17 protein-coding genes are annotated in these 23,544 nt (G+C 66.2%); 7 read left to right on the top strand and 10 right to left on the bottom strand.

What is annotated here, in order from left to right:
• Positions 1-17 precede the first annotated feature (17 nt).
• Positions 18-155, bottom strand: a complete 138-nt coding sequence (locus tag NRG74_RS12330) for a hypothetical protein (protein WP_257704117.1) — start codon at positions 153-155, stop codon at positions 18-20.
• A gap of 172 nt (positions 156-327) precedes the next feature.
• Here NRG74_RS12330 and NRG74_RS12325 point away from each other — a divergent pair, with 172 nt between their 5' ends.
• From NRG74_RS12325 to treA, 3 genes are all read left to right on the top strand, one after another.
• The gene (locus NRG74_RS12325; protein WP_257704115.1) at positions 328-3,753 is read left to right on the top strand and encodes an AAA family ATPase; all 3,426 of its coding nucleotides are present in this window, start codon (positions 328-330) and stop codon (positions 3,751-3,753) included.
• A 125-nt stretch (positions 3,754-3,878) separates the two neighbouring features.
• Positions 3,879-5,792, top strand: a complete 1,914-nt coding sequence (locus tag NRG74_RS12320; protein ID WP_017640956.1) for a hybrid sensor histidine kinase/response regulator — start codon at positions 3,879-3,881, stop codon at positions 5,790-5,792.
• Positions 5,793-5,891: 99 nt separating this feature from the next.
• Positions 5,892-7,535: an alpha,alpha-trehalase TreA gene (treA, locus tag NRG74_RS12315; RefSeq protein WP_257704112.1), complete on the top strand. Its 1,644-nt coding sequence runs from the start codon at positions 5,892-5,894 to the stop codon at positions 7,533-7,535.
• A gap of 315 nt (positions 7,536-7,850) precedes the next feature.
• Here treA and NRG74_RS12310 read toward each other — a convergent pair whose 3' ends face one another.
• The 9 genes from NRG74_RS12310 to NRG74_RS12270 all read right to left on the bottom strand — a co-directional run bounded on the left by NRG74_RS12310 (position 7,851) and on the right by NRG74_RS12270 (position 20,387).
• Positions 7,851-8,003, bottom strand: a complete 153-nt coding sequence (locus NRG74_RS12310) for a hypothetical protein (RefSeq protein WP_257704111.1) — start codon at positions 8,001-8,003, stop codon at positions 7,851-7,853.
• 64 nt (positions 8,004-8,067) lie between these two features.
• Complete coding sequence (locus NRG74_RS12305; RefSeq protein WP_257704109.1) at positions 8,068-9,879, bottom strand: ABC transporter ATP-binding protein; 1,812 nt, start codon at positions 9,877-9,879, stop codon at positions 8,068-8,070.
• A 708-nt stretch (positions 9,880-10,587) separates the two neighbouring features.
• Positions 10,588-12,003 carry a GGDEF domain-containing protein gene (locus tag NRG74_RS12300; RefSeq protein WP_184291736.1) on the bottom strand — a complete coding sequence of 472 codons (1,416 nt, stop codon included), beginning with the start codon at positions 12,001-12,003 and terminating at the stop codon, positions 10,588-10,590.
• Positions 12,004-12,286: 283 nt separating this feature from the next.
• Complete coding sequence (locus NRG74_RS12295) at positions 12,287-14,926, bottom strand: MGH1-like glycoside hydrolase domain-containing protein (RefSeq protein ID WP_017641719.1); 2,640 nt, start codon at positions 14,924-14,926, stop codon at positions 12,287-12,289.
• Positions 14,927-15,195: 269 nt separating this feature from the next.
• Entirely contained in the window at positions 15,196-16,833 is a 1,638-nt protein-coding gene (gene mqo, locus NRG74_RS12290) for a malate dehydrogenase (quinone) (protein WP_017641720.1), read from the bottom strand.
• A gap of 605 nt (positions 16,834-17,438) precedes the next feature.
• The gene (gene rlmF / locus NRG74_RS12285; RefSeq protein ID WP_257704104.1) at positions 17,439-18,365 is read right to left on the bottom strand and encodes a 23S rRNA (adenine(1618)-N(6))-methyltransferase RlmF; all 927 of its coding nucleotides are present in this window, start codon (positions 18,363-18,365) and stop codon (positions 17,439-17,441) included.
• A gap of 69 nt (positions 18,366-18,434) precedes the next feature.
• Positions 18,435-19,406, bottom strand: a complete 972-nt coding sequence (locus NRG74_RS12280; RefSeq protein ID WP_257704103.1) for an aldo/keto reductase — start codon at positions 19,404-19,406, stop codon at positions 18,435-18,437.
• 61 nt (positions 19,407-19,467) lie between these two features.
• Positions 19,468-20,172, bottom strand: a complete 705-nt coding sequence (locus tag NRG74_RS12275; protein WP_257704102.1) for a pseudouridine synthase — start codon at positions 20,170-20,172, stop codon at positions 19,468-19,470.
• Positions 20,172-20,387 (bottom strand): cysteine-rich CWC family protein, encoded by a 216-nt coding sequence (locus tag NRG74_RS12270; RefSeq protein WP_257704101.1) that lies wholly within the window; start codon positions 20,385-20,387, stop codon positions 20,172-20,174. The genes NRG74_RS12275 and NRG74_RS12270 overlap by 1 nt, the downstream gene beginning before the upstream one ends.
• Before the next feature lie 294 nt (positions 20,388-20,681).
• On the opposite strand from NRG74_RS12270, the gene NRG74_RS12265 reads away from it, so the two are divergent.
• From NRG74_RS12265 to ung, 4 genes are all read left to right on the top strand, one after another.
• Positions 20,682-21,803: a glycerophosphodiester phosphodiesterase gene (locus NRG74_RS12265; RefSeq protein WP_257704100.1), complete on the top strand. Its 1,122-nt coding sequence runs from the start codon at positions 20,682-20,684 to the stop codon at positions 21,801-21,803.
• A 50-nt stretch (positions 21,804-21,853) separates the two neighbouring features.
• Positions 21,854-22,282: an NUDIX hydrolase gene (locus NRG74_RS12260; protein WP_257704098.1), complete on the top strand. Its 429-nt coding sequence runs from the start codon at positions 21,854-21,856 to the stop codon at positions 22,280-22,282.
• 107 nt (positions 22,283-22,389) lie between these two features.
• Positions 22,390-22,689, top strand: a complete 300-nt coding sequence (locus NRG74_RS12255; RefSeq protein ID WP_257704096.1) for a hypothetical protein — start codon at positions 22,390-22,392, stop codon at positions 22,687-22,689.
• A gap of 64 nt (positions 22,690-22,753) precedes the next feature.
• Positions 22,754-23,449 carry a uracil-DNA glycosylase gene (gene ung, locus NRG74_RS12250; protein ID WP_257706590.1) on the top strand — a complete coding sequence of 232 codons (696 nt, stop codon included), beginning with the start codon at positions 22,754-22,756 and terminating at the stop codon, positions 23,447-23,449.
• Positions 23,450-23,544 lie beyond the last annotated feature (95 nt).

The following is a 23,544-nucleotide window of genomic DNA, read 5'->3' as shown; positions in this document are numbered from 1 at the left end:
GTCGGGCTTTTTATCCGCTAGACCAGCCAGGTTGTCAGCGGCTGCCAGAGCGCAGCGGTCTTGTTATCACCACCGCAACTGACCAGTGCCAGGATGCCCAGGCCGATCAGCAGCGGCATGCCAAGAAAATCGAAGGGAGACAGAGGTGAGCGCACGACGGATCCTCCCGGGAAACGTTGTTGCAAGGCGGTACCTTTCTGTTGAGAACGGAGCGGGAGGCAAGTTCAGCAGCGGGCATGACCATAGGTCGAATGGTCGGTTGGCATGGGCGCGCGCGTCCAACAATGCCAGAATCGGCGGTTCGCCGAGTCGTCCTGGAAAAGCCTGATGAAGATCCTCACCCTGCGTCTGAAGAACCTCAATTCCCTCAAGGGTGAGTGGAAGATCGACTTCACCGCCGAACCCTTCGCCAGCAGTGGCCTGTTCGCCATCACCGGACCGACCGGGGCGGGCAAGACCACCCTGCTGGACGCCATCTGCCTGGCGCTCTATCACCGCACCCCACGCATGAGCAAGGTGGGCGGGGAGAGCAACGAACTCATGACCCGCCATACCGGCGACTGCCTCGCCGAGGTGGAATTCGCCGTGCGTGGCGAGCGCTACCGGGCCTTCTGGAGTCAGAGGCGCGCGCGGGATCGGGCCGATGGCGCCCTGCAGCCACCCAAGGTGGAGCTGGCCCGTCTCGATGGGACCATCCTCGCCGAAAAGACCGGTGACAAGCTCAGGCTCACCGAAGAACTCACCGGCCTCGACTTCGAGCGCTTCACCCGCTCCATGCTGCTGGCCCAGGGCGGCTTCGCCGCCTTCCTGGAGGCCAGTGCCAGCCAGCGCGCCGAACTGCTGGAAGAGCTGACCGGGACCGCCGTGTACGGCCAGATCTCCCAGCGGGTATACGAGCGGGCACGGGAGGCCAAGGGCGTGCTGGACGGCCTGCGCCAGCGTGTCGCGGGAGTCGAGGTGCTGGACGACGAACGCCGTCAGGCGCTGGCCGCCGAGGGTCTCGGTCTGACGCAGCGCGAAGAACGGCTGGGCGCCGACCTCAAGACCTGGCAGGCCCAACGCCAGTGGCTGACCGCCCTGGAGCAGGCGCTGGCGGGCAGGCAGCAGGCCGAGGCGCGCCTGGCCGCGGCGCAGCGGGCCTGGGAGGCCGCCGAGCCGCAGCGCCAGCGATTGGCGGCGGCCGAACCGGCGGCGCGATTGCTGCCCATCGAACAGTCCTGGCGCGAGGCCCAGACCCGCGAACAGCGCAGCCGGGAAGAGCTGGAACAGCTCGATCAACGCATCCAGACCCTGGTCAATCGCCGCGACGCTGCCCTGGCCCAGGCCCTGGGCGCCAGTGGCGAACAGCTGCGCCAAGCCGAAGCGGAGCAGGCACGTACGCTTGAGGAGCAGCAACACCTGACCGAGAGCCTGGCCGAACGTAGCCGCCATGCCGAACTCGGCGAACGCCTGGGCGATTGGCGCAGCCAACTGGCGCTACGCGACGAAAGAGCCGAGGCCCTGACCCGCCTGACCCGCCGCCAGCAGGAGCAGACCCGCCAGCTGCAGTTGCTGGCCGAGGAGCGCGAGGCCCAGCAGGGGGCGCTGACCCGCGCCCGCGAGCAAGCCGCCCAGGCCCAGGCGGCGGAGCAGGCCCAGACCGAACGCTGGCAGGCGGCGCTGGACGGGCGCGACGAAAAGGCCTGGCGCGCCCTCTGGCAGGCTGCGCTGGGCCGGGTCAACGAGGTGGACCAGCTGGATCAGTTGGTCGAGCGTCGGCGCCAGCTGCAGACGCAGCTGGAGCGCCTGGCCCGCAGCCAGGGCGAGCGCCAGCGCCAGCATGGCGATCATCAGGTGCGCCTGGATGCCCTGCGCGGACGCTACCGCGAAGTGGCCCAGCAGGTGCGCGAGCGCGAGAAGCTGCTCGAACAGGAGCGGGTCATCCGCAGCCTGGAAGCCCAGCGCGCTGCATTGCAGCCCGACGAACCCTGTCCGCTGTGCGGCTCTCGCGAGCATCCTGCGGTGGCCGACTATGCCGCTCTGGACGTCTCCGCCACCCAGGCCGCCTTGCAGGACGCCAAGGCCGAGCTGGAGCGCCTGACCCAGGAGGGCAAGGAACTCAGCGAGGCCCTGGCCGCGCTCAAGGCGCAACTCGATCAGGCCAACGAGCAGCAGACCGAGGCCAGTCAACAACTGGAACAGTTGGGCGAACTCTGGCGCCAGCGTTGCACGGCCCTGGGCGCCGATCCCGAGGCGCCCGGCGCGGTGGCTGAATTGCGCCGTCGTCAGGATCAGGAACTGGCGCGTATCCAGCAGGTGCTCGCCACCCTGGATGGTCTGCGCCAGCAGGGCGAGGAAAGTCGCCAGGAGGCCCTGCGCCTGGCGCGCCAGCAGGCCGATGCCGAACAGCGCCTGGCCCTGGCCGAGGCGGCCTGGGAGCGGGCACGCCAGGCGCTGGCCGAGGGGGCCGACGAGCAGCGCGAAGCCCAGGCGCAACAGACCAGTGCCGAGCGTCGACTGGGCGAGGAGCTGGCCGGCTGGGGCCATGAGGTACCCCGGCGCGCGGCGGAATGGCTGGCCCAGCGCGACCAGGAATGGCGAGTCTGGCAGGCCGATTGCCAACGAGCGCAGGCGTTGCAGCAGCGCTTGAAGGACAGCGCCCAGCGCCTGGCCACGCTTGCCCCGCTGGTGGCGACCTGGCGCCAGCGCGCTGGCGAGGTCGCGCCTGCCACGGTAGCGCCGCAAGACGCCGCCGCCGTCCTCGTTGAGGCCACCGCGACCTGGGAAGACTGCCGCGAGCAGGGGGCGGCGCTGCAGGGGACCCGCCAGGCGCTGCACGAGCGGCTGGCGGGTGAGACACGCCAGGCCCGCGAGGCCGACGAGCGCTGGCAGGTTGCCCTGGCCGCCAGTGCCTTCGCCGATGCCGACGCCTGGCGCGCTGCGCAACTGGACGATGGCGAGCACAGCGCCCTGACCGCGGAGCGCAGCCGCCTGGAGACCGCCCTGACCGAGGCTCGCGCCCTGTCCGGTGCGGCGCAGGAACGCCTGGCAACCTTGAACGCCGCGCCGCAGACCGAGCGCAGCGCCGCCGAGCTGGATGCCGAACTGGCCGCCGCCAGTGCCGAATTGCGTGCGCTGGGCCAGCGCCAGGGCGAGGTCAACGCCGCCCTGCGCGAAGACGAACGGCGCCGGGACGGCCTGCAGGCCCTGCTCGGCGAGATCGCCGCCCAGGAGCGCGATCACGATCTCTGGCAGCACCTCAACGGCCTGATCGGCTCGGCCGACGGCGCCAAATTCCGCAAGTTCGCCCAGGGCCTGACCCTGGATCACCTGGTGCACCTGGCCAATGGTCAGCTCATGCGTCTGCACGGCCGCTATCGGCTGATCCGGCGCCAGGCGGCGGAACTGGAACTGCAGATCCTCGACACCTGGCAGGCCGATGCCCTGCGCGACATCCGTACCCTGTCCGGTGGCGAGAGCTTCCTGGTGAGTCTGGCTCTAGCGCTGGCCCTGTCGGATCTGGTCAGTCAGCGCACCGGCATCGATTCGCTGTTTCTCGACGAGGGCTTTGGCACCCTCGATGGCGAAACCCTGGAGGTCGCCCTGGATGCCCTCGACCAGCTCAATGCCAGCGGCAAGACCATCGGCATCATCAGCCACGTGGAGGCGCTCAAGGAACGCATTCCGGTGCAGCTCAAGGTGCGCAAGGGCGTCGGTCTGGGTCACAGCGGCCTGGAGCGGCGCTATGCCGTGGAGAAAAACGCGACCGAGTGAGTAATTTTTCTGGAGCAGTGGTCGAAGGCCAGCGCGAAGCGAAACGCCGAAACTGTTAACTTAGACAGGTTTTCCGTGTCTGCTAGCGCAATGACATCTCTTTCCTTCATCGGCCACTACCTACCATGTCCCAGTTCCTTGCCGTCGGCCTGTTCGAATACGATCCCAGCCGCGCCGAATGGCGTGCGGATGCCGCCTGTGCGGCCATGCTGGAACGGGATGCCGAGGCGCTGGCCCGGGGCCTTCCACCCGCCGAGGTGCTGAGCGGCCTGCAGAGTCGCAGTACGCCGCCCGAGGGACTGCTGCCCGCGCCAGGGCAGGTCTGGGAGGCCTGGCACCAGGGTGCCGATGGCCAGTTGCGCTGCCTGCAGTTCCAGCGGCGCGAGGCCGGCGGCGTATTGCTGGACGTCACCGCGCAGCGCCGCCATGAGGCGGAACTCTGGCAGGGCGAGGCCTTCAAGCGCAGCGTCATGGTCTGCAGCGTCGACTGCATCAAGCTGATTGATCTGGAAGGGCGCCTGGAATACATGAATCCGGGCGGCCTGATGGTCATGGAGATCGATGACTTCATTCCCTTCCAGGGGCGCCTCTGGGCCGAACTCTGGCCCGAGGGGCAGCGTCACGAGGTGCTGGCCGCGATCGAGGCAGCGCGCCACGGCGGCATTGGGCGCTTCACCGGGCTCGCACCCACCGCCAAGGGCACCCGGCGCTGGTGGGACGTGGTGGTCACGCCGATCCTGGGCGATGACGGCACCCCCCTGAAATTCCTCTCCATCTCTCGCGACGTCAGCGAAACCGTGCGGGCCCGCGAGGCCCTGGACGAACTCAACCGCAACCTTGAAGAACGCATCGAGGTGCGCAGCCAGGAGCTGGTGGCCCTGGAAGAGGAACTGCGCCAGGCGCAGAAGATGGAAGCCATCGGCCAACTCACCGGCGGCATCGCCCACGACTTCAACAACCTGCTGACCGGCATCGTCGGCTCGCTCGACCTGATGCGTCGGCGGGTGCAGCAGGGACGCATCCAGGAGCTGGAGCGCTATCTGGACACCGCTACCCGCTCGGCCGAGAACGCCGCTGCCCTGACCCAGCGCCTGCTGGCCTTCGCCCGCCGTCAGGTGCTCGAACCGCGCCCGGTGGATGCCGGTCAGCTGGTGCAGGGCATGCACGAGTTGCTGCGCCACAGCCTGGGTAAGAAGATCCGCAAGGACGTCCAGCTGGACGCCGACCTGTGGCTGCTGCATTGCGATCCGCACCAGTTGGAAAACGCCATCCTCAACCTGGCCATCAACGCCCGCGATGCTATGCCCGAAGGCGGCAACCTGAGCATCCGGGTAGAAAACGTCAGCGGCCCCCTCAGCATCGGCTTGCCGATCGAGACGGTGGCCGGTGATTTCGTCCGTATCCAGGTTTGCGATACCGGCACCGGCATGGACGCCGATACCCTCAAGCGTGCCTGCGAGCCCTTCTTCACCACCAAGCCCAGCGGTCGCGGCACCGGTCTCGGCCTGTCGATGATCTATGGTTTCGTCCGCCAATCCGGTGGCCAGGTGGAAATCCACTCGGTGGTGGGCGAGGGCACCTGCATCAGTCTCTATCTGCCGCGGTTGCTGGCCCAGCCCGAGGTGCAGCCTACCCCCAGCGAAGCCGAAGGCCCGGTGCTGCCGGAAGTCTCCGGTGACTGCGCGCTGATCGTCGAGGAAGAGCGCGAGGTCCGCGTCATCATCGGCGAGGTGCTGGCGGAACTGGGCTACACCCCGCTGGCGGTGGCCGACAGCGCCACCGCGGTTGCCCTCATCGCCTCGGGCACCCTGCGCATCGATCTGCTGGTGACCAGTCTCGGCCTCTCCGGGCTGGATGGCCGGCAACTGGCCGAGCAGGCCAGGGCCACCAGCCCCGGACTGCCGGTGCTCTATCTGTCCGGCCAGGCCGATCCCGCGTCCTTGCCGGAGCTGGCCGAGGAGGGCGTCGAACTCATCGGCAAGCCCTTCGGCCTGGAGGAACTAGCGCGCAGCGTGAGGCGTCTGCGCCCGGGTAGCTGAGCCCGTCGCGGCGAACTGTCGCGGCGCTTCAGGGTCGATCCTTTCGTGTCGCAACGTCTGTTGCGGCTGCTGTCGTGTCGACAAGAAAAGGAGCGCTTCATGAAACGCCTGCCACCTGCGCCACCCGCGCGGATGCTCGTCCTGTCCCTGTCCATCGCCTTTCTCGCCGCCTGCGCCCATGAGGGCAGCAAGCCGGAAACCCCGACCTGGAGTTGGCGTGACGCCAGCAACGCCCGCGCCGTGCCGCCGGACCAGGCCTATCCCGAGCTGTTCGCCGCGGTGCAGCAGGGCAAGCTGTTCACCGACCAGAAGCATTTCGTCGATGCCCTGCCCAAGCGCAATCCGGCCGACATCCGCCAGGACTACCTGGCTCAGCGCGACAAGCCGGGCTTCGATCTCAAGGCCTTCGTCAGCGCCAACTTCGAAGAATCCGCTCCGATCAAGGCCGAGCCACCCAAGGCGGGCGCCGACCTGCCCACCCACGTCAAGGATCTCTGGCCGGTACTGACCCGCCATTACGAACAGGTCCCGGCCTACAGCAGCCTGTTGCCGCTGCCCAAGCCCTATGTGGTACCGGGCGGTCGCTTCCGTGAGGTGTACTACTGGGATTCCTACTTCACCATGCTGGGCCTGGCCAAGGATGGGCGCACCGACCTGGTCCGCGACATGGTGGACAACTTCGCCCATGAGATCGACGTCTACGGCCACATCCCCAACGGCAATCGCAGCTACTACCTGAGTCGCTCGCAGCCGCCGTTCTTCGCCTACATGGTCGACCTGCAGGCCAACCTGGAAGGCGATTCCGCCTATCGTCGCTATCTCCCGCAGCTGCAGAAGGAATACGCCTACTGGATGGCCGGCGCCGAAGGGCTGCAGGCAGGCCAGGCCAACGCCCATGTGGTCAAGCTGGCCGACGGCACCCTGCTCAATCGCTACTGGGACGCCCGCGATACCCCGCGCCAGGAGTCCTATATGGAAGATCTGGCCACCGCCGCCCAGGCCAAGGGTCGACCGGCCGGCGAGGTCTATCGAGACCTGCGCGCGGGCGCCGAAAGTGGCTGGGACTTTTCCTCGCGCTGGCTCGGCGATGGCAAGACCCTGGCGACCATCCGCACCACCGCCATCGCCCCGGTGGATCTGAACAGCCTGCTCTATCACCTGGAACAGACCATCGCCAAGGCCTGCGAAAAGACCGGCGAGGCCAGTTGCGTCCAGGCCTACAGCCAGAAGGCCAAGACCCGCCAGCAGGCCATCGATCGCTACCTGTGGAATCCCGCCGGCTACTACACCGACTTCGACTGGCAGGCCAAGCGCCGCACCGACAAGGTCACCGCGGCGACGCTGTTCCCGCTATTCGTGGGTGCGGCCAGCCAGAGCAGCGCCGACCAGACCGCCGCGACCGTGGCCAACCAGCTGCTGCGTCCGGGCGGCATCGCCACCACCACGGTCAAGACCGGCCAGCAATGGGATGAGCCCAATGGCTGGGCACCGCTGCAGTGGGTGGCCGTGGATGGCCTGCGCCGCTATCAGCAGGACAAGCTGGCGGCGGACATCGGCACCCGCTTCCTGACCCAGGTGCAGAATCTCTACGCCCGGGAGCAGAAGCTGGTGGAAAAATACGACCTCACTGGTGGCCAGGGCGGTGGCGGCGGCGAGTACGAGCTGCAGGACGGCTTCGGCTGGACCAACGGCGTCACGCTCAAGTTGCTCGAACTCTACCAACCGCAACCCGGCCCGAAATAAGGCCAAAGAAAAGGTCCGCCATGGCGGACCTTTTTCATGATGCGGAATATCCGTAGGTTGGGCTGAGACGGCTCCATCGTCGAAGCCCAACAAACCTGTGCCGGCCCGGAAAGCGTTGGGCTTCGCTGCGCTCAACCCAACCTACGGGCCACCATTCCCCCTTTCCCTCCGGGAGAGGGCTGGGGTGAGGGCAAACCCTACGCCTGCCCCGTCACAGCGGATCCACCGGCGGCGCATCGTCTTCGTCGGCCGGCAGCTCCGCCGGATGCAGCCCTTCCGGGTCTTCATCCTCGGGCAGCGGCAGGATGGCGTTCATCAGCTGTACTCCGGATCGCGCGGATTCTTCTGCGGCAGGCGTTCCTCGACCGGCTTGTCATCCGGATTCTCGCCCACGGGCTCTTCGGGATCGGGCGCGATGTCCGGATCGATGTCCAGGTCGTCGGGGTTTTCCTTGATCTGATCGTTCATGCGGCCTCCGCGAGTGGTTGTTAAGGTTGGGCAGAGCGCCCTGCGCGAAGTTCGCCACCGGCGATCAGCGATAACCCCGGGCCTGCAGATCGAACAGCTGGGCATAGCGGCCGCCGCTGGCCAGCAACTCCTCGTGATCGCCACGCTCGCGGATCTCTCCGTCTTCCAGCACCAGGATCTGATCGGCGTTGCGCACGCTGGAGAAACGGTGCGAGATCAGCAGGGTCATGCGTTGCTGCGCCTGGGCCCGAAAGCGCTCGAAGATCACCGCCTCGGCCGCGGCGTCCAGGGCGGCGGTGGGTTCGTCCAGCACCAGGATGTCGGCGTCTTCGCGCATGTAGGCGCGCGACAGGGCGATCTTTTGCCACTGCCCACCGGACAGCTCCTGACCGCCCAGGAACCACCGCCCCAACTGGGTCGCGTAACCTTCGCGCAAGCCGGCGATGACCTCGTCGGCCAGGCCCTGCTCGGCCGCCTTGCGCCAGCGCGTCTCGTCGTGGAAGGCCGCGGTATCGCCGACCCCCAGGTTCTCGCCGGCGGTGAGCTGGTAGCGGATGAAGTCCTGGAAGATGACGCCGATGCGTCTGTGCAGCGCCGCCGGCTGCCACTCCTGCAGATCGCTGCCATCGAGCAGGATACGGCCACGCGTCGGGCTGTGCAGGCGGGTCAGCAGCTTGATCAGGGTGGTCTTGCCCGAGCCGTTGGCGCCCACCAGGGCCAGGCTCTGGCCCGGCGCCAGGTGAAAGCTGATGTCCTTGAGCGTCGGCGCGGTCGCACCCGAATAGGTGAAGCCGACCCCTTCGAATCTCAGGCCATCGCCAGGCTGGCTGCCCAGGGTGAGACTGCCGCCCTCGGCACTGGTCGGCTGGCCCAGATAGTCGTAGAGATTGCTCAGGTAGAGGCTGTCTTCGTAGAGCCCGCCCAGGGCCGTCAGGCTGGCGCTGACCGCCGCCTGACCCTGGCGGAACAGGGTGAGATAGAGGGTCATCTGGCCCAGGCTCAGGCGACCGCGCACGGTATCGAGCACCACCCAGGCATAGGCGGCATAGAAGGCGAGGGTGCCCAGCAGGCCAAAGACGAACCCCCAGCCGTCACGCCTCAGGGTCAGGCGGCGGTCCTCGGCATAGAGCTTGGTGAAGGTGGTGCGATAGCGCTCCAGCAGCAGCGGCGCCAGGCCGAACAGCTTGACCTCCTTGATGTAGGCCTCGTGGGAGAGCAGGGTTTCCAGATAGGTCTGGCGGCGGGTCTCGGGCGCACGCCGGCTGAACAGGCGAAAGGCATCGCCGGAAAAGCGCGCCTCGGCCAGAAACACCGGCAGGGCGCCCACCACCAGGAGCAGCAGGGCCCAAGGCGAGAAATGCACCAGCAGCACGGCGAAGCTGACCAGGGAGATGAGGTTCTGCAACAGGGTCAGGGACTTGGTCACCAGCGCCAGGGGCCGGATGGAGGCCTCGCGCCGGGCCCGCACCAGTTTGTCGTAGAAATCCGCGTCCTCGAATTGCGCCAGCGACAGGGTCTGGGCCTTTTCCAGGATCAGCAGATTCACGGTCTGCCCCAAGCGCACCCGCAGCAGCGATTGCTGCACCGACAGCAGGCGCTGGGCGCCCGCCAGGGCGGCCAGCACCCCGGCTTCGGCCAGCACGAATTTCAGTACCGGCCACAGTGGTGCCTGGCCCTGCTCGGCATGCAGCCGCATGGCCGCTACCACGGCATCGACGATACGCTGTCCCAGCCAGGCGGCCAGGGCCGGCAGCAGGCCGGCGACCAGGGTCGCCAGGAACAGGCCGATCATCAGTGCGGGAGAGGTGCTCCAGACCAGGCCGGCAGCACGGCGCATCTGCTGTTGCACGATAGCGAAGGAGGTGGAGAGGGCCATGGTGGGTCTTCGGCAGGGGTCAGCATTAGGTGGGGCAGCGGTCGTCGTGTTCCCCAGGCTATGGCAAAAGGCTTACACGTCCTGGTGTCACCTGGCCATGTCGCCACCACCGTGGGATGCGTAATCTACACCCATCAGCCGCGCAGGATGCGCAGCCCTGAGGTCACGGACGAAGACCAGGCCAGGATGGCGCCTGACAGGACGTTGGGATGGTCGCAACAAAGAACCCGCTTCGGCGGGTTTTTTGTTGGGCGCGATTTCTGGTTGGCAGGCGGACCTGGCGGGCTATGGCAAAAGGCTTACACGCCCTGGTGTCACCTGGCCATGTCGCCACTGCCGTGGGCCGCGTAATCTACACCCATCAGCCGCGCAGGATGCGCAGCCCTGAGGTCACGGATGAAGACCAGGCCAGGATGGCGCCTGACAGGACGTTGGGATGGTCGCAACAAAGAACCCGCTTCGGCGGGTTTTTTGTTGGGCGCGATTTCTGGTTGGCGGGCGGACCTGGCGGGCTATGGCAAAAGGCTTACACGCCCTGGTGTCACCTGGCCATGTTGCCATCCGCGGGGGCTGCGTAATCTACACCCATCAGCCGCGCAGGATGCGCAGCCCTGAGTTCACGGATGAAGACCAGGCCAGGATGGCGCCTGACAGGACGTTGGGATGGTCGCAACAAAAAACCCGCTTCGGCGGGTTTTTTGTTGGGCGTCATTCCTGGCTGGGCGGCGAGACGGGGCCGGACTCGGCGGCGATGCGGTTGCGGCCAGCGCCCTTGGCCGCATAGAGCGCTCGATCAGCGCCTTCGGTGAGGGTGTAGGCATCCATCCCGGCCCTGTGGGTAGCCAGACCTACGCTCAGGGTGATGGGGCGCCGCGACCAGGCATGGTTGGCGACCGCAGCGCGACAGCGTTCGGCCACCAGGTGGGCCGCGGTGAGATCGGCACCTGACAGCAGGATGGCGAATTCCTCGCCGCCGTAGCGAAAGCAGGCGTCATTGTCGCGACAGCTCTGCAGCAGCAACTGGCCAACGGTCTGCAAGGCGGTGTCGCCAGCCTGGTGGCCAAAGGCGTCGTTATAGGCCTTGAAGTGATCGACGTCGATCAGCAGCATGGACAGCGGCGTGCCCTGGTCTTCGGCACGTCGCAGATGCTCCGCCAACCGCAGGTCGAAGGCGCGTCTGTTGTACAGGCCGGTCAGGGCGTCGGTGACGCTGCGCTGTTCGGCGGCCTGCATCATGTCCAGCAGCTGGCGCTGAGAGGCCTCCAGCATGTGTTGCTGCTCTATGTGCTCGGTGACATCCACCGACAATCCGGCCAGGGCGATGCCCTGCCGGGTGACCAGGGGAAACTTGTAGGACTGCCAGAAGATGCGCCTACCGTCGTGGACAGTCATGCGCTCGACGAGTCGGCTCGGCTTGAGTTCGTTCATCACCTGCTCGTCGACCTGGCGAAAGCGTGGCGCCGCCTCTGGCCAGATGCTGAAGTCGTCCTGGCCGAGGACCTCGTCGCGGGTCAGCTCCAGTTGCTGCAGGAAGGGTTCGTTGACATAGGCATAGCGCCAGTCGCGGTCCTTGATATAGGCGATGAAGGGCCCGTTGTTCATGAAGGCGGAAAAGTTGATGTCCAGCTCTTCCAGCTGGCGCAGGGTGTCGCGCTGCTGCAGCAGCCTCGTGACCTGCCGGGCCAGGCGTTGCAGATTTTCCACCTGGACGGCCTCGAAGCGGCGGACGCGATCGTCCATCACGCAGAGAGTGCCGAGGGCGATCCCGCGCCCATCGAGCAGGGGAATGCCCAGGTAGGCACGCATCCGTTCCAGGCCGGGGGCCGATCTGAGGTGCGCGACCCGTGGATCTTCTTGCAGGTCTTCCACCAGAAAGGGCTGACGAGGGGTGCGGATCGCCAGGTGGCAGAGAGAGGCGTCGACCGGCATCTCGCTCATCGTCACGCCCTGGCAGGCCTTGAACCAGAGTCGGTGCCGATCGGCCAGGGTAATGAAGGCCACGGGCGCCCGGGTCAGCTGGCAGGCCAGCGCGACGATGTCCTCATAGGCGGCTTCGGCTCCGCTATCGAGAATCTGCAATTCGCTCAAGGCGTGGAGACGCTGGACGTCATCGGGGAGAGTCATGCGGGCTCGCGAAGGCGGGTCTCTGGCTAGTGTGGTGTTTCAGAAGTTAACTGCACAATGTTGGCGGTGCTTTTGCTCCTTGGACGGCGTTACCACGCCTCGCCATAGCCCTGCCATGACTCGTCGCGGCGCCTTGCCCAAGAACAAAAATCACTCGCCCTTTCTTGCGCGAACTTCTTAAACACCGCACTAGAGCATAGTATCCAGGGCGGCCGAGGAAAACTGCCGCCTTGTTGCAGTCTGCCACGGTGCCGGCCGGGGCCGGCACCGTGGCGTGCTCGGGCTAGCGCCGGGGTTGCAGCAGCAGTGCCACCAGGGCACTCCAACCGGTCTGGTGCGAGGCCCCGAGTCCACGGCCATTTTCGCCATGGAAGTACTCGTGGAACAGCACCAGGTCGCGACTGCGCGGATCGTTCTGCAATTGCGGATAGTCGACCATGCTCGGGCGCTTGCCGTCGGCGTCCTTGAGGAACAGCCGGGTCAGGCGCTGGCTGAGGCCGTCGGCGACCTCTTCCAGATTGGCCAGGTAACCGGAACCGCTGGGGTATTCCACCGAGAAGCTGTCGGCGTAGTAGCGGTGGAATTCGTGCAGCGACTCGATGAGCATGTAGTTGATCGGCATCCACAGCGGCCCGCGCCAGTTGGAGTTGCCGCCATAGAGGCGCGAATCCGATTCCGCCGGCTGGTAGCGCGCACTGAGCAGGTTGCCGTCGGCCTGGCGCATCTCGAAGGGCTGCTGCTCGTGGGCCTTGGACAGCGAGCGGATGCCGTATTCGGAGAGGAATTCCTGGTCATCCAGCATGCGCTTGAGCAACAGCTTGGTGCGATGGCCACGCAGCAGCGAGAGCAGGAATCTATTGCCCTGGCCGGGTTCGGTCCAGCGCGAGACCAGTCGCGCGAGGTCCGGACGCTGGCGCAGGAAGCCGCGTAGCCGTCCGCCCAGGCCGGGCAGGCCTTCATGCTCGCGCTGTTCCAGCACCTGCACCGCGAACAGCGGGATGAGGCCGACGATGGACCTCAGGCGCAGCGGCTCGGCGCTGCCATCGGCCTTGTGCAGGACGTCGTAGAAGAATTCGTCCTGTTCGTCCCAGAGGCCGTCTTCGCGATCATCGCTGTGGTTGATGGCGCCGGCGATGTGCAGGAAGTGCTCGAAGAACTTGACCCCCAGATCCACGTACACCGGATTTTCCTTGGCCAGCTCCAGGGCGATGCGCATCAAGTCCAGGGCATAGGCGGCCATCCAGGCGGTACCGTCGGCCTGATCCAGGTGATAGCCCTCCGGCAGGGGTGCCGAGCGGTCGAAGAGGGCGATGTTGTCCAGGCCGAGGAAGCCGCCCTGGAAGATGTTGCGACCCTCGGTGTCCTTGCGGTTGATCCACCAGGAGAAGTTCAGCAGCAGCTTGTGGAAGACCCGTTCGAGAAAGACCCGATCGCCCACGCCGGTCAGGGACTTGTCCTGCAGGTAGACGTGCCAGGTGGCCCAGGCGTGCACCGGCGGATTGGCGTCCTCGAAATTCCACTCGTAGGCCGGCAACTGGCCGTTGGGGTGCATGAATCTGTCTTTCACCAGGAGCAGCAGCTGCTGCTTGGCGAAACCGGGATCGATCAGCGCATAGGCGACCGCTTGGAAGGCCAGGTCCCAGGAGGCGTACCAGGGGTACTCCCATTTATCCGGCATGGAGACGATGTCGAAATTGAGCAGGTGGCGCCAGTGACCGTTGCGGATGCGCTGGCGCTGGGCGGGTGGCGTCGGCTGGGCCGGGTCGCCATCGAGCCAGCGATTGACCTCGAAGTAGTAGAGTTGCTTGGACCAGAGCAGGCCGGCCAGGGCCTGGCGCTGCACCAGGCGCGCATCGGGCTCGGCGATCTTTTCCTGCAGAGCGGCATAGAAGGCATCGGCTTCGGCGATGCGCTCGGCAAAGACGGCGTCGGCATCCACCGACAGAGCGTTGGTGGGCGCCAGGCGCAGATAGACCACGGTCTTGGCGCCACCCTCCAGCTCCACGGCGAAATGGGCGGCCGCCTTGCTGCCGAAGTCGCGGCGGATCGCCTCGCGGGCACCGCGCACCACGTAGTCGTTGATGCCGTCCTTGAAGGGGCCTTCGGCCGGCTCACCGGTGAGGCGGGGCAGATTGGTTTCGTTGTTGCAGAACAGCCACTCGACTTCGCGGGGGCCCCAGGCGCTCACCACCAGGTCGGGCCGGTCGAAATAGCTGGCGCGGACCTGGTCGCCTTCCAGGCTAAGCATGGAGCGCGGCGGGGTGCCGGTCCAGGCCCAGGTGTTGCGCGACCAGATCTGCGGCAGCACCCGCAGGCTGGCGCGCTCGGCCCCGCGGTTTTCCACGGTGACCCGCATGAGGATGTCGTCGGGGGTGTGCTTGGCGTATTCGACGGTGACGTCGAAATAGCGATCTTCGGCGAAGACGCCAGTATCGAGGATCTCGTACTCACGATCGTTCAGGCCACGCCGGGCGTTTTCCTCGGTGAGCTGGGCATAGGGAAAGGCGGCGTGGGGATACTTGTAGAGCATCTTCTGGTAGGCGTGACTCGGCACCCCGTCCAGGTAGAAGTACAGCTCCTTGACGTCTTCACCATGGTTGCCCTCGGCGTTGGTCAGGCCGAACAGGCGTTCCTTGAGGAAGGGATCGCGCTCGTTCCACAGGGCGATGCCCAGGCACCATTGCTGAGCCTTGTCGCAGAAACCGGCGAGGCCGTCTTCGCCCCAGCGATAGGCGCGGCTGCGCGCATGGTCATGGGGAAAGTAGCGCCAGGCGTCGCCATCGGCGCTGTAGTCTTCACGGACCGTGGCCCACTGGCGCTCGCTCAGGTAGGGCCCCCACTGCCGCCAGGCGGCGGCATCGGTATCAGCCAGGCGCTGGCCTTCTCGGGTATGCAGGATGCCCGGGGCGGGATGTGCCGTCATCGTGTCTCCAGATTCAGGTAACGGTTAAGGCTCGAGGATAGATCAGCATTGTGGCGTGCAATGAGCTGCCTCGGCGTATCGCTGCTGTTTTAGTGCCTGTCTGGCGGGAAAAAATTCACGCCATTGCGGTTTTTGTCACAGGGCCTGGCTGGGCGCAAGGGCTCTATCACGGTCAATGCAGGGGCGAAAAAAAGCCCCACGCCGGATCGGGGTGGGGCCTTTGCTTATCGCGGTGAGCCCGCTGCTTGCACAGCGGGCCTGACGGCGATTTACAGCGCCATGTCGTTGGCGGCCTTGTCGGCGCGCGGAGCGCTGACGGTGGCCTTGGCGTTCTGGCTGCCGGTGGCGACCGGCGGGGTGGCCAGTTGCAGCACTTCGGCGGTGTAGTTCCACTCCTGCTGCACGCGCTCGGGATCGCCGTTGAGCTTGGTGCCGTAGCTGGGCACGATCTGGTGCAGCTTGGCTTGCCACTCCGGGGTCGCGACCTTGTCCTTGAACACCTTCTCCAGCACGCTCAGCATGATGGGCGCGGCGGTCGAGGCACCTGGGGAGGCGCCCAGCAGGCCGGCGAGGCTGCCGTCCTTGGCCGCGACGATCTCGGTGCCCAGCTTCAGCACGCCACCCTTGTCGGCGTCGCGCTTGATGATCTGCACGCGCTGACCGGCTTGCCACAGGCGCCAGTCTTCCTTCTTGGCGTTGGGGAAGTACTCGCGCAGGGCGGCCATGCGGTCGTCATCCGACAGCATCAGCTGACCGGCGAGGTATTCCACCAGCGGGTACTCGGCCACGCCCACACGCACCATCGGCCAGGCGTTGTGGGTGTTGGTGCTGGTCAGCAGGTCCAGGTAGGAGCCCTGCTTGAGGAACTTGGTGGAGAAGGTGGCGAAGGGCCCGAACAGGATCACGCGCTTGCCATCGAGCATGCGGGTGTCCAGGTGCGGAACCGACATCGGCGGTGCGCCCACCGAGGCCTTGCCATAGGCCTTGGCCAGGTGCTGCTGGGCGATCTCGGGATTGTCGGTGACCAGGAAGGAGCCACCCACCGGGAAGCCGGCGTAGTCGTTGGCCTCGGGGATGCCCGACTTCTGCAGCAGGTGCAGGGCACCGCCGCCGGCGCCGATGAAGACGAACTTGGCGTCGGTCTCGGTCTTCTTGCCGTCCTTGAGGTTCTTGTACTCCACGCGCCAGCTGCCATCGGCATTGCGGGTGATGTTCTCGACTTCGCTGGACAGGTTCAGCTTGAAGTTCGGCTTGGACTGCAGGTTGGCGGCGAACTGGCGGGTGATCTCGCCGAAGTTGACGTCGGTGCCCAGCGGACTCCAGGTAGCGGCGATCTTCTGCTTGGGATCGCGGCCTTCCATCATCAGCGGAACCCACTGCTTGATCTGCGCGGGATCTTCCGAGTACTGCATACCGGAGAACAGCGGGCTGGCCTTGAGCGCTTCGTAGCGCTTCTTCAGGAAGGCGATGTTCTCGTCACCCCAGACGAAGCTCATGTGCGGGGTGCTGTTGATGAAGCTCTTCGGATCCTTGAGGACGCCGTTCTTGACCTGCCAGGACCAGAATTGACGGGAGATCTGGAAGGCTTCGTTGATCTCGATGGCCTTGGCGATGGTGACCTTGCCGTCCTTGTCTTCCGGGGTGTAGTTCAGCTCGGCCAGGGCGGAGTGGCCGGTACCAGCGTTGTTCCAGCCGTTGGAGCTCTCGTCGGCGACCTTGTCCAGGCGCTCGACCATTTCCATGGTCCAGTTCGGTTCCAGCTCGTTCAGCCAGATGCCCAGGGTGGAGCTCATGATGCCGCCGCCGATCAGCAGGACGTCGACCTTCTTGATGTCTTCGGCCTGTGCGGTGCCCAGGGCGGAGGCGATAGCTACGCCGAGCAGCGCGCCAGTCATTTTCTTCAGCATATGGTCTCTCAATCGATAGAAGCGGGGTCTGCTTATCGAGTTTCGGTGCGGTGCGGCACCATGGCACATGGGTAGATGTGCAGTGGGCAAGGCAGAATGCAGCCGGAAACACGCAAGGGCAGGTTCTTGTCCCTCCACCGCCCCTCTCTTGTGCGTCACCGGAGGAGTCGGAGCAAAAACGCAATGCGCGGCCTTGGCAGCGGCTGACCGGAGACAGAGGTCTCGGGCGCGGCTACGTGCGCATGCGTTTTTGTTGCTGGACATTTTAATGAGAAGGGTCGGGGATGCCTAGCCCGTAATTCATAGGCTTTGCCTATTATCCTTTGGTCTAATCTCTTGCGACCTGGGTCAAAGTCCCGCCAGATGCCTCGGCGGGCGAACCGCAGCGGTGCCGGGGCCACTCCGCGAATAGCCGGCGGTACCGACGAAACCGGCCAGAAAGCCGCCGAAGGGTCGTCGTCCGTAGCGGTAAGCAAGGGGTGGAAAGATCGACCAGGTGCTGTACGAAAGGTCGACGAGCTAAGGTCAGACGAGGGCTAGGTAGGGCTGGCGATCCACGCCTTTTTCAACGAAACATCGCCGCGCGGGCATTTTTCGTACAGCACCTAGCCGAAACGCCAGGCGAGAAAGCGACTCTGCTTCTGGCCCTGGGCCATGGCCACGACACGGATCTCGCTGGCTTGCTCGCGGCGCAGCGCCGCCTGTAGCAGCGGCAGGTTGCTGACCTTTGACACCAGACAGGTGAACCAGCCGACCTGCTTGGCGAAGGCGCGGCTCTCGCGAATCATCCGTTCGATAAAGGCTGCCTCGCCGCCGGGGCACCAGAGTTCGGCCGCCTGGCCGCCGAAGTTGAGCAGGGGAACCTGCTTACCAGTGGTCTTGCCCAGATTCTTCCATTTGCGCGTGCTGCCGCGCACGGCATCGTCGGGGCTGGCGTGGAAGGGCGGATTGCACAGGGTGGCGGCGTAGCGCTCCCCGGGTTGCAGGATGCCGGCGAAGATCGCCTGGGGATCCGGCTGGTGGCGCAATTCGATGGCGGCGGCGCAATCCGGATTGGCGGCCAGGGTGCGGCCGAAAGCGTCCAGGGCCGCTGGGGCGATGTCGCTGCCCACGAAGTGCCAGCCATACTCCTTGAAACCGATCAGCGGGTAGACGCCATTGGCGCCGGTGCCTACGTCCAGCAGCCGCGTCGTCGCGCCACGGGGAATCCGGCCACCCGTGCCCTCGGCCAGCAGATCGGCCAGATGATGCAGGTAATCCGCCCGACCGGGAATCGGTGGGCAGAGGAAATCGGCGGGGATGTCCCAGTCCCGCACGCCATGGTACAGCGCCAGCAAGGCCCGATTGAGCGCCCGAACCGCCTGGGGATCGGTGAAATCGATGGACAGATTGCCCCGCGGCGTCGGTGCTACGAAGGGCCTGAGCGCTGGGCTCGTCCGCATCAGGGCCGGAAAGTCATAGCTGCCCTGGTGGCGATTGCGCGGATGCAGAGGCGCGGGGCGGCCAGGCAGGGGGCGGCGGGGCGAAGTCATGGCGGTGGACAGGATCGAAAGGGGGCGGCGAGCCTAGCACAGCCGCCCCCTTGACTCACGCAAAGGGCCTCACGCTGGCGTCGGTGCATCTTCCGGCAATACCCCGATCTCACGCAGGTTGCGCCAGAAGGCAGCGGGGATAGGCGCCCGCAGCAGTTCAGCGTTCTGCCGGGCCCGCGCCGGGGTGCTGCTGCCGGGGATGGTGGCGGCCACGTTGGGATGGGCCAGGCAGAACTGCAGGGCCGCGGCGCGGATATCCACCCCGTGATCCTGGCAGACGCCTTCGATCAATTCGACCTTGCGGCGCAACGCGGGCTCGGCTTCGGCATAGTTGTAGTGCTTGCCGCCGGCCAGCAAGCCGGAGTTGAAGGGCCCGCCCACCACGATGCCCACGCCGCGGCGTTCGCATTCGGGGAAGAGGGTGTCCAGGGCTTCGCGGTGGTCCAGCAGCGAATAGCGACCGGCCAGCAGGAAGGCGTCGGGATCGCTTTGCTCCAGCGCCAGCCGGCAGGGTTCCACCAGGTTGACGCCCAGGCCCCAGCCCAGGATCAGGCCTTCCTCGCGCATCTCGGTGAGGGCCTTGGCCGCCCCCTGCATGGCCTGGGCGAAGTAGTCGCGCCAGGCCGGACCGTGCTGGTCTTCCGAGAGATCGTGAATCCAGACCAGGTCGAGGCGGTCGGTCTTGAGGCGTTCCAGGCTGGCTTCGATGGAGCGGCGGGCACCCTCGGCGGAATAGTCGAGCACCCGCTTGAAGGGCAGTTCGTTGACGAACGGCGGGGCGTTTTCCGGCTGGTCAGCCGGTTCCAGCAGGCGACCGACCTTGCTGCAGAGGACGAAGTCATCGCGCGGTTTGTCGGCCAGCACCTCGGCGAAGCGGCGCTCGGACAGGCCGGCGCCATAGTGCGGCGAGGTGTCATAGAGGCGGATGCCAGCATCCCAGGCGGCTTCGAGGGTCGCCCGGGCGTCGGCGTCGCCTACCTCGCGGAACATGTTGCCCAGAGGGGCGCCGCCGAAACCGAGGGAGGGGATGTCGATACGCATGAAAGGTCTCCGGGAGGGTGCGTGTCTGCATCCCGACCGGTACTCCCGAGGTCCTGTTCCCCTAATCCGCCGGACGTAGCACGGCCACCTCGGCAGCGGTGAGCGAGCGATAGGCGCCCTCCGCCAGCGCCGGATCCAGGGGCAGCGTGCCGATGCGATCGCGGTGCAGGGCGATGACCTCAATGCCGAAGCGACCGAACATGCGCTTGACTTGGTGATAGCGGCCCTCGACCAGGGTCAGGTAGGCGCTGTGCTCATCCAGCAGCTCCAGCTGGGCGGGCTGGGTGGTGAGGTCTTCGTAGGCGAAATAGAGTCCTTCGGCGAAGGCGGTCACCAGCTGCAGTGGGATGACCTCGGCGGCGGTGACCCGGTAGCGCTTGGTCTGCTTGTGGCGGGGATGACTGAGGCCGCGCGACCACTGGCCGTCGTTGGTGAGCAGCAGCAGGCCGGTGGTGTTGAAGTCCAGCCGGCCGGCCAGGTGCAGGTCGGCGCGCTGGTCCGCTGCCAGGCAGTCCAGCACCGTGGCATGGCGGGCGTCGACGGTGGCGCTCACGCAGCCGCGTGGCTTGTGCAGCATCAGGTAGCGACCGCCGGGACCGTCCTGCAGCAGGCGTTCGTCGGCCTCGATGCGATCGAAGGTGAACACCTCCTGCTCGGCCTGCTGGGTGGTGGCGCCATTGACCCGCACCCGGCCTTCGGCGAGCAGACGGCGGGCCAGTTGGCGACCCAGTTCGGGTCTGTTGCCCAGCCAACGGTCCAGGCGCATCAGTGGGATTCGCGCGCAATACCCGCCGCGCAGGCCGGGCACAGGCAGCGCTGGTTGCGCTCGTCCTCGGGCAGGCGCGTCAAGGCCGCTGGATCGACCGGCGTCTGCAGGCACCAGCAATCGTGGATCTCGCCACCGGCGGCGAGGGCGCAGCTATTGGCCTTGCCGCACAGCGGGCAGCGGGTGGGATCGCAGGGGATGGGTGATGCAGCCATGGTGATCTCGTCAGGCGAAGCGGGCGGCAGAGTACCGGAAATTGCGACCTGGATAACGTCTGCTGCCCCGGGTGTCTGCCCAATGTCACATCCGGGGTGCAGTCTGCCACCTGAAGGCTGTTCAGGGGGCGGTGTAGGGGATCGACGACAGGCTGTCGTCCTTGATCGACCGACCTATCCGCTCACCTTGAGCTAGGCTTCTGCAGCTGTTTCCGTGGAGCCGCAGCCGAACCTGCAAGGGGCGTGCGATCTCCAGCAGTCTCAGCGCTACCCGTCGGACCACCCGAGGACCCCATGACAATAAACGCCTTGCGCACCCTGATCCGTACCCTCATACCCGGAACCCTGCTGGTCAGCCAGCTGGCCCTGGCCACCGAAGCCGACGTCGGCCAGACCCTGGCCCGCCAGGCCGGCATTCCCTGGCCGGCGGTGATCGCCCATCGCGGCGCCTCCTTCGATGCGCCGGAATCCACCGCCCCGGCCTATCTGGTGGCACGAGAGCTGGGTGCCGACTACCTGGAGCTCGATCTGCAGCGCACCAAGGACGGCCAGCTCATCGCCCTGCACGACGACACCCTGGAACGCACCACCGATGTCGCCAAGCGCTTTCCCGAGCGCGCCAAGGCGCCGGTCAGCCAGTTCACCCTGGCCGAGCTCAAGTCGCTGGATGCCGGCAGCTGGTTCAACCAGGCCCATCCCGACCGCGCCCGAGCCAAGTTCGCCGGACTCAAGATCCTCACCCTCGACGAGGTCATCGATATCGCCGAGGGCGGGCGCAACAAGCCGGGCCTCTACATCGAGACCAAGCAGCCCAAACTGTTTCCCGGCATCGAGCGCGATCTCAAGGCCAAGCTGACCCAGCGCGGCTGGCTCGGTCAGCCCAAGGCCGGTGCCACCGGTGTCGCCGCCATGCCCGGGCGGGTGATCCTGCAGACCTTCGAGAAAGGCAGCCTGGAGCTGCTGCAAAAGGAGATGCCCAATACGCCGAAGATCCTGCTGCTGTGGCTGGGCGACGACTACATCCCGGCCAAGCCCGGGCCGACCTATGCCGAGTCGGGCGAGGCCAGCAAGGCGGCCTACTACGCCAAGCAGCAGGTACGTTCCGAGGGTGACTTCACCGCCTGGGTCGAATGGGCCAAGGCCCATGGCGCCGTCGGCATCGGTCCGTCGGCGGCACTGGAGGAGGGTGGCGACCAGAGCTACGCGGACCTGGTGAAGCCCTGGATGAACGACGTGGCCCACGAGCGCGGCCTGCTGGTGCACGCCTATACCGTGGATTCGGCGGTGGACTTCGCTCGCCTGGCGCCGCGTGGTGTGGATGGCTTCTTCACCAACCGCAGCGTCGAACTGCTGAAGTTCTATGAGCGGCCGGCCAAGCAGGCACCTGGCGCCCTGCTCAAGCAGTTGGGTTATTGAGGCCCGGCGGGGAGGCCTGGCGGTCTCCCCGTCATCACTGGAAGTTCAGCATGTCCCGCCATGCCTTCAACGGCGCCAAGCTGGCGCTGCTCTGCGCTGACCAGATCCTGGTCTATCAGCGCGACGACAAGCCCGACATCCCCTGGCCGGCCCTCTGGGACCTGCCCGGAGGTGGTCGCGAAGACGGCGAGACCCCGGAGCGTTGCGCCTTGCGCGAGCTGGACGAGGAATTCGGCCTGGTCTTGGATGAAGCTCGTCTGACCTGGGGTCGCTGTTATCCACCGCGCCAGCCCGGCTACCTGCCCAGCTGGCTGTTCGCCGGAGAACTGCACCCGGCCGAGATCGCTGCCATTCGCTTTGGCGACGAAGGGCAGCACTGGCAACTGATGAGTCTCGCCGACTTCCTCGCCCATCCCCAGGGTATACCCCATCTGCAGGAGCGACTGCGGGACTACTTGAGCGAACAGGACGAGCGCTGACCGACGTCTCTTAATCCCGGCTGAATGAACGCACGATAAGCAAGCGTGAGCAGCAGGCGCAGCTTAGACTTTCTCCAGGCTCATCCGGGCCGTCCTGGAGATCTCTCATGCGCCATCTTCTCTTGGCGTCGCTCTGTGCCCTGACCCTCACCGGCTGCACCGTCTACGACACGTCCCCGCGCTATTACAGCCGTCCGGCACCCCCTGCGGCGGTCTTCTACGGCACGCCGGCCTATCCGCCGCCCGCGGTCATCGTGCGGCCCTATGGCTACGGCTACTACTATCGACCGGCCCCGCCGCCATCGCCTCACTGGGGGCCGGGTCCCGGTTGGGGACCGCCAGGCTGGGGGCCGCGTCCGGGTTATGGTCCGCCCGGCTGGGGCCCGCGCTATGGTCCGCGCTGGTAGCGGGTTTGACAGGGGCAGCCAGCTTTCCTAGGGTGCTGCCCTTGTCTTTACCAGGAAGCCTCGAATCGTGGACGACGATCGCATCAAGCTCGACCCCCAATGGAAAGCCGCGCTACGCGACGAATTCGAGCAGCCCTACATGCGCCAGCTGAGCGAATTCCTCCGACGCGAGAAGGCAGCGGGCAAGGTCATCTATCCGCCCGGTCCGCTGATCTTCAATGCTCTCAATACCACCCCTTTGGATCGGGTCCGGGTGGTCATCCTCGGGCAGGATCCCTATCACGGGCCGGGCCAGGCCCACGGCCTGAGCTTTTCGGTGCAGCCTGGCGTGCCGGCACCACCGTCGTTGCAGAACATCTTCAAGGAACTCAAGCGCGACCTGAACCTGCCCATTCCCAACCACGGCTATCTGCAGCACTGGGCCGAGCAGGGCGTCCTGCTGCTCAACACCTCGCTGACGGTGGAGCAGGCCAACGCCGGTTCCCACGCCAAGGCCGGCTGGCAGCGCTTCACCGACCGTATCATCGAGGTGGTCAGCGCCGAGCGCGAGAATCTGGTGTTCCTGCTCTGGGGCAGCCATGCCCAGAGCAAACAGACGCTTATCGACCCCCAGAAGCACCTGATCCTCAAGTCGGCGCATCCCTCGCCGCTGTCGGCCCACCGCGGCTTCATCGGCAACGGCCATTTCGGCCGCACCAACGAATTCCTGCGCAACGCCGGCCTCACCCCCATCGACTGGGCGCTGCCGCCACTGTCCTAGAGCGGTTCAGGCGTTTACACCTTGTAATCCTCCGGCGCTTGTTGACTGACCGGTCATCCGGGACAGTCGAGGCACGTCCCACACCGGAGAGAGCC

Source organism: Pseudomonas oryzihabitans, assembly GCF_024652905.1.
In the GTDB taxonomy this organism is placed as follows: Bacteria; Pseudomonadota; Gammaproteobacteria; order Pseudomonadales; family Pseudomonadaceae; genus Chryseomonas; species Chryseomonas benzopyrenica.
Note: the sequence above shows the minus strand (reverse complement) of the source record. Positions and strands in the feature narration are given on the sequence as shown.

What these genes read in the sequence shown, in the direction of transcription:
- NRG74_RS12325 (WP_257704115.1), top strand. Translation starts at nt 328, where the DNA reads ATGAAGATCCTCACCCTGCGTCTGAAGAACCTCAATTCCCTCAAGGGT.
- NRG74_RS12320 (WP_017640956.1), top strand. Translation starts at nt 3,879, where the DNA reads ATGTCCCAGTTCCTTGCCGTCGGCCTGTTCGAATACGATCCCAGCCGC.
- treA (WP_257704112.1), top strand. Translation starts at nt 5,892, where the DNA reads ATGAAACGCCTGCCACCTGCGCCACCCGCGCGGATGCTCGTCCTGTCC.
- NRG74_RS12310 (WP_257704111.1), bottom strand. Translation starts at nt 8,003, where the DNA reads ATGAACGATCAGATCAAGGAAAACCCCGACGACCTGGACATCGATCCG.
- NRG74_RS12305 (WP_257704109.1), bottom strand. Translation starts at nt 9,879, where the DNA reads ATGGCCCTCTCCACCTCCTTCGCTATCGTGCAACAGCAGATGCGCCGT.
- NRG74_RS12300 (WP_184291736.1), bottom strand. Translation starts at nt 12,003, where the DNA reads ATGACTCTCCCCGATGACGTCCAGCGTCTCCACGCCTTGAGCGAATTG.
- NRG74_RS12295 (WP_017641719.1), bottom strand. Translation starts at nt 14,926, where the DNA reads ATGACGGCACATCCCGCCCCGGGCATCCTGCATACCCGAGAAGGCCAG.
- mqo (WP_017641720.1), bottom strand. Translation starts at nt 16,833, where the DNA reads ATGCTGAAGAAAATGACTGGCGCGCTGCTCGGCGTAGCTATCGCCTCC.
- rlmF (WP_257704104.1), bottom strand. Translation starts at nt 18,365, where the DNA reads ATGACTTCGCCCCGCCGCCCCCTGCCTGGCCGCCCCGCGCCTCTGCAT.
- NRG74_RS12280 (WP_257704103.1), bottom strand. Translation starts at nt 19,406, where the DNA reads ATGCGTATCGACATCCCCTCCCTCGGTTTCGGCGGCGCCCCTCTGGGC.
- NRG74_RS12275 (WP_257704102.1), bottom strand. Translation starts at nt 20,172, where the DNA reads ATGCGCCTGGACCGTTGGCTGGGCAACAGACCCGAACTGGGTCGCCAA.
- NRG74_RS12270 (WP_257704101.1), bottom strand. Translation starts at nt 20,387, where the DNA reads ATGGCTGCATCACCCATCCCCTGCGATCCCACCCGCTGCCCGCTGTGC.
- NRG74_RS12265 (WP_257704100.1), top strand. Translation starts at nt 20,682, where the DNA reads ATGACAATAAACGCCTTGCGCACCCTGATCCGTACCCTCATACCCGGA.
- NRG74_RS12260 (WP_257704098.1), top strand. Translation starts at nt 21,854, where the DNA reads ATGTCCCGCCATGCCTTCAACGGCGCCAAGCTGGCGCTGCTCTGCGCT.
- NRG74_RS12255 (WP_257704096.1), top strand. Translation starts at nt 22,390, where the DNA reads ATGCGCCATCTTCTCTTGGCGTCGCTCTGTGCCCTGACCCTCACCGGC.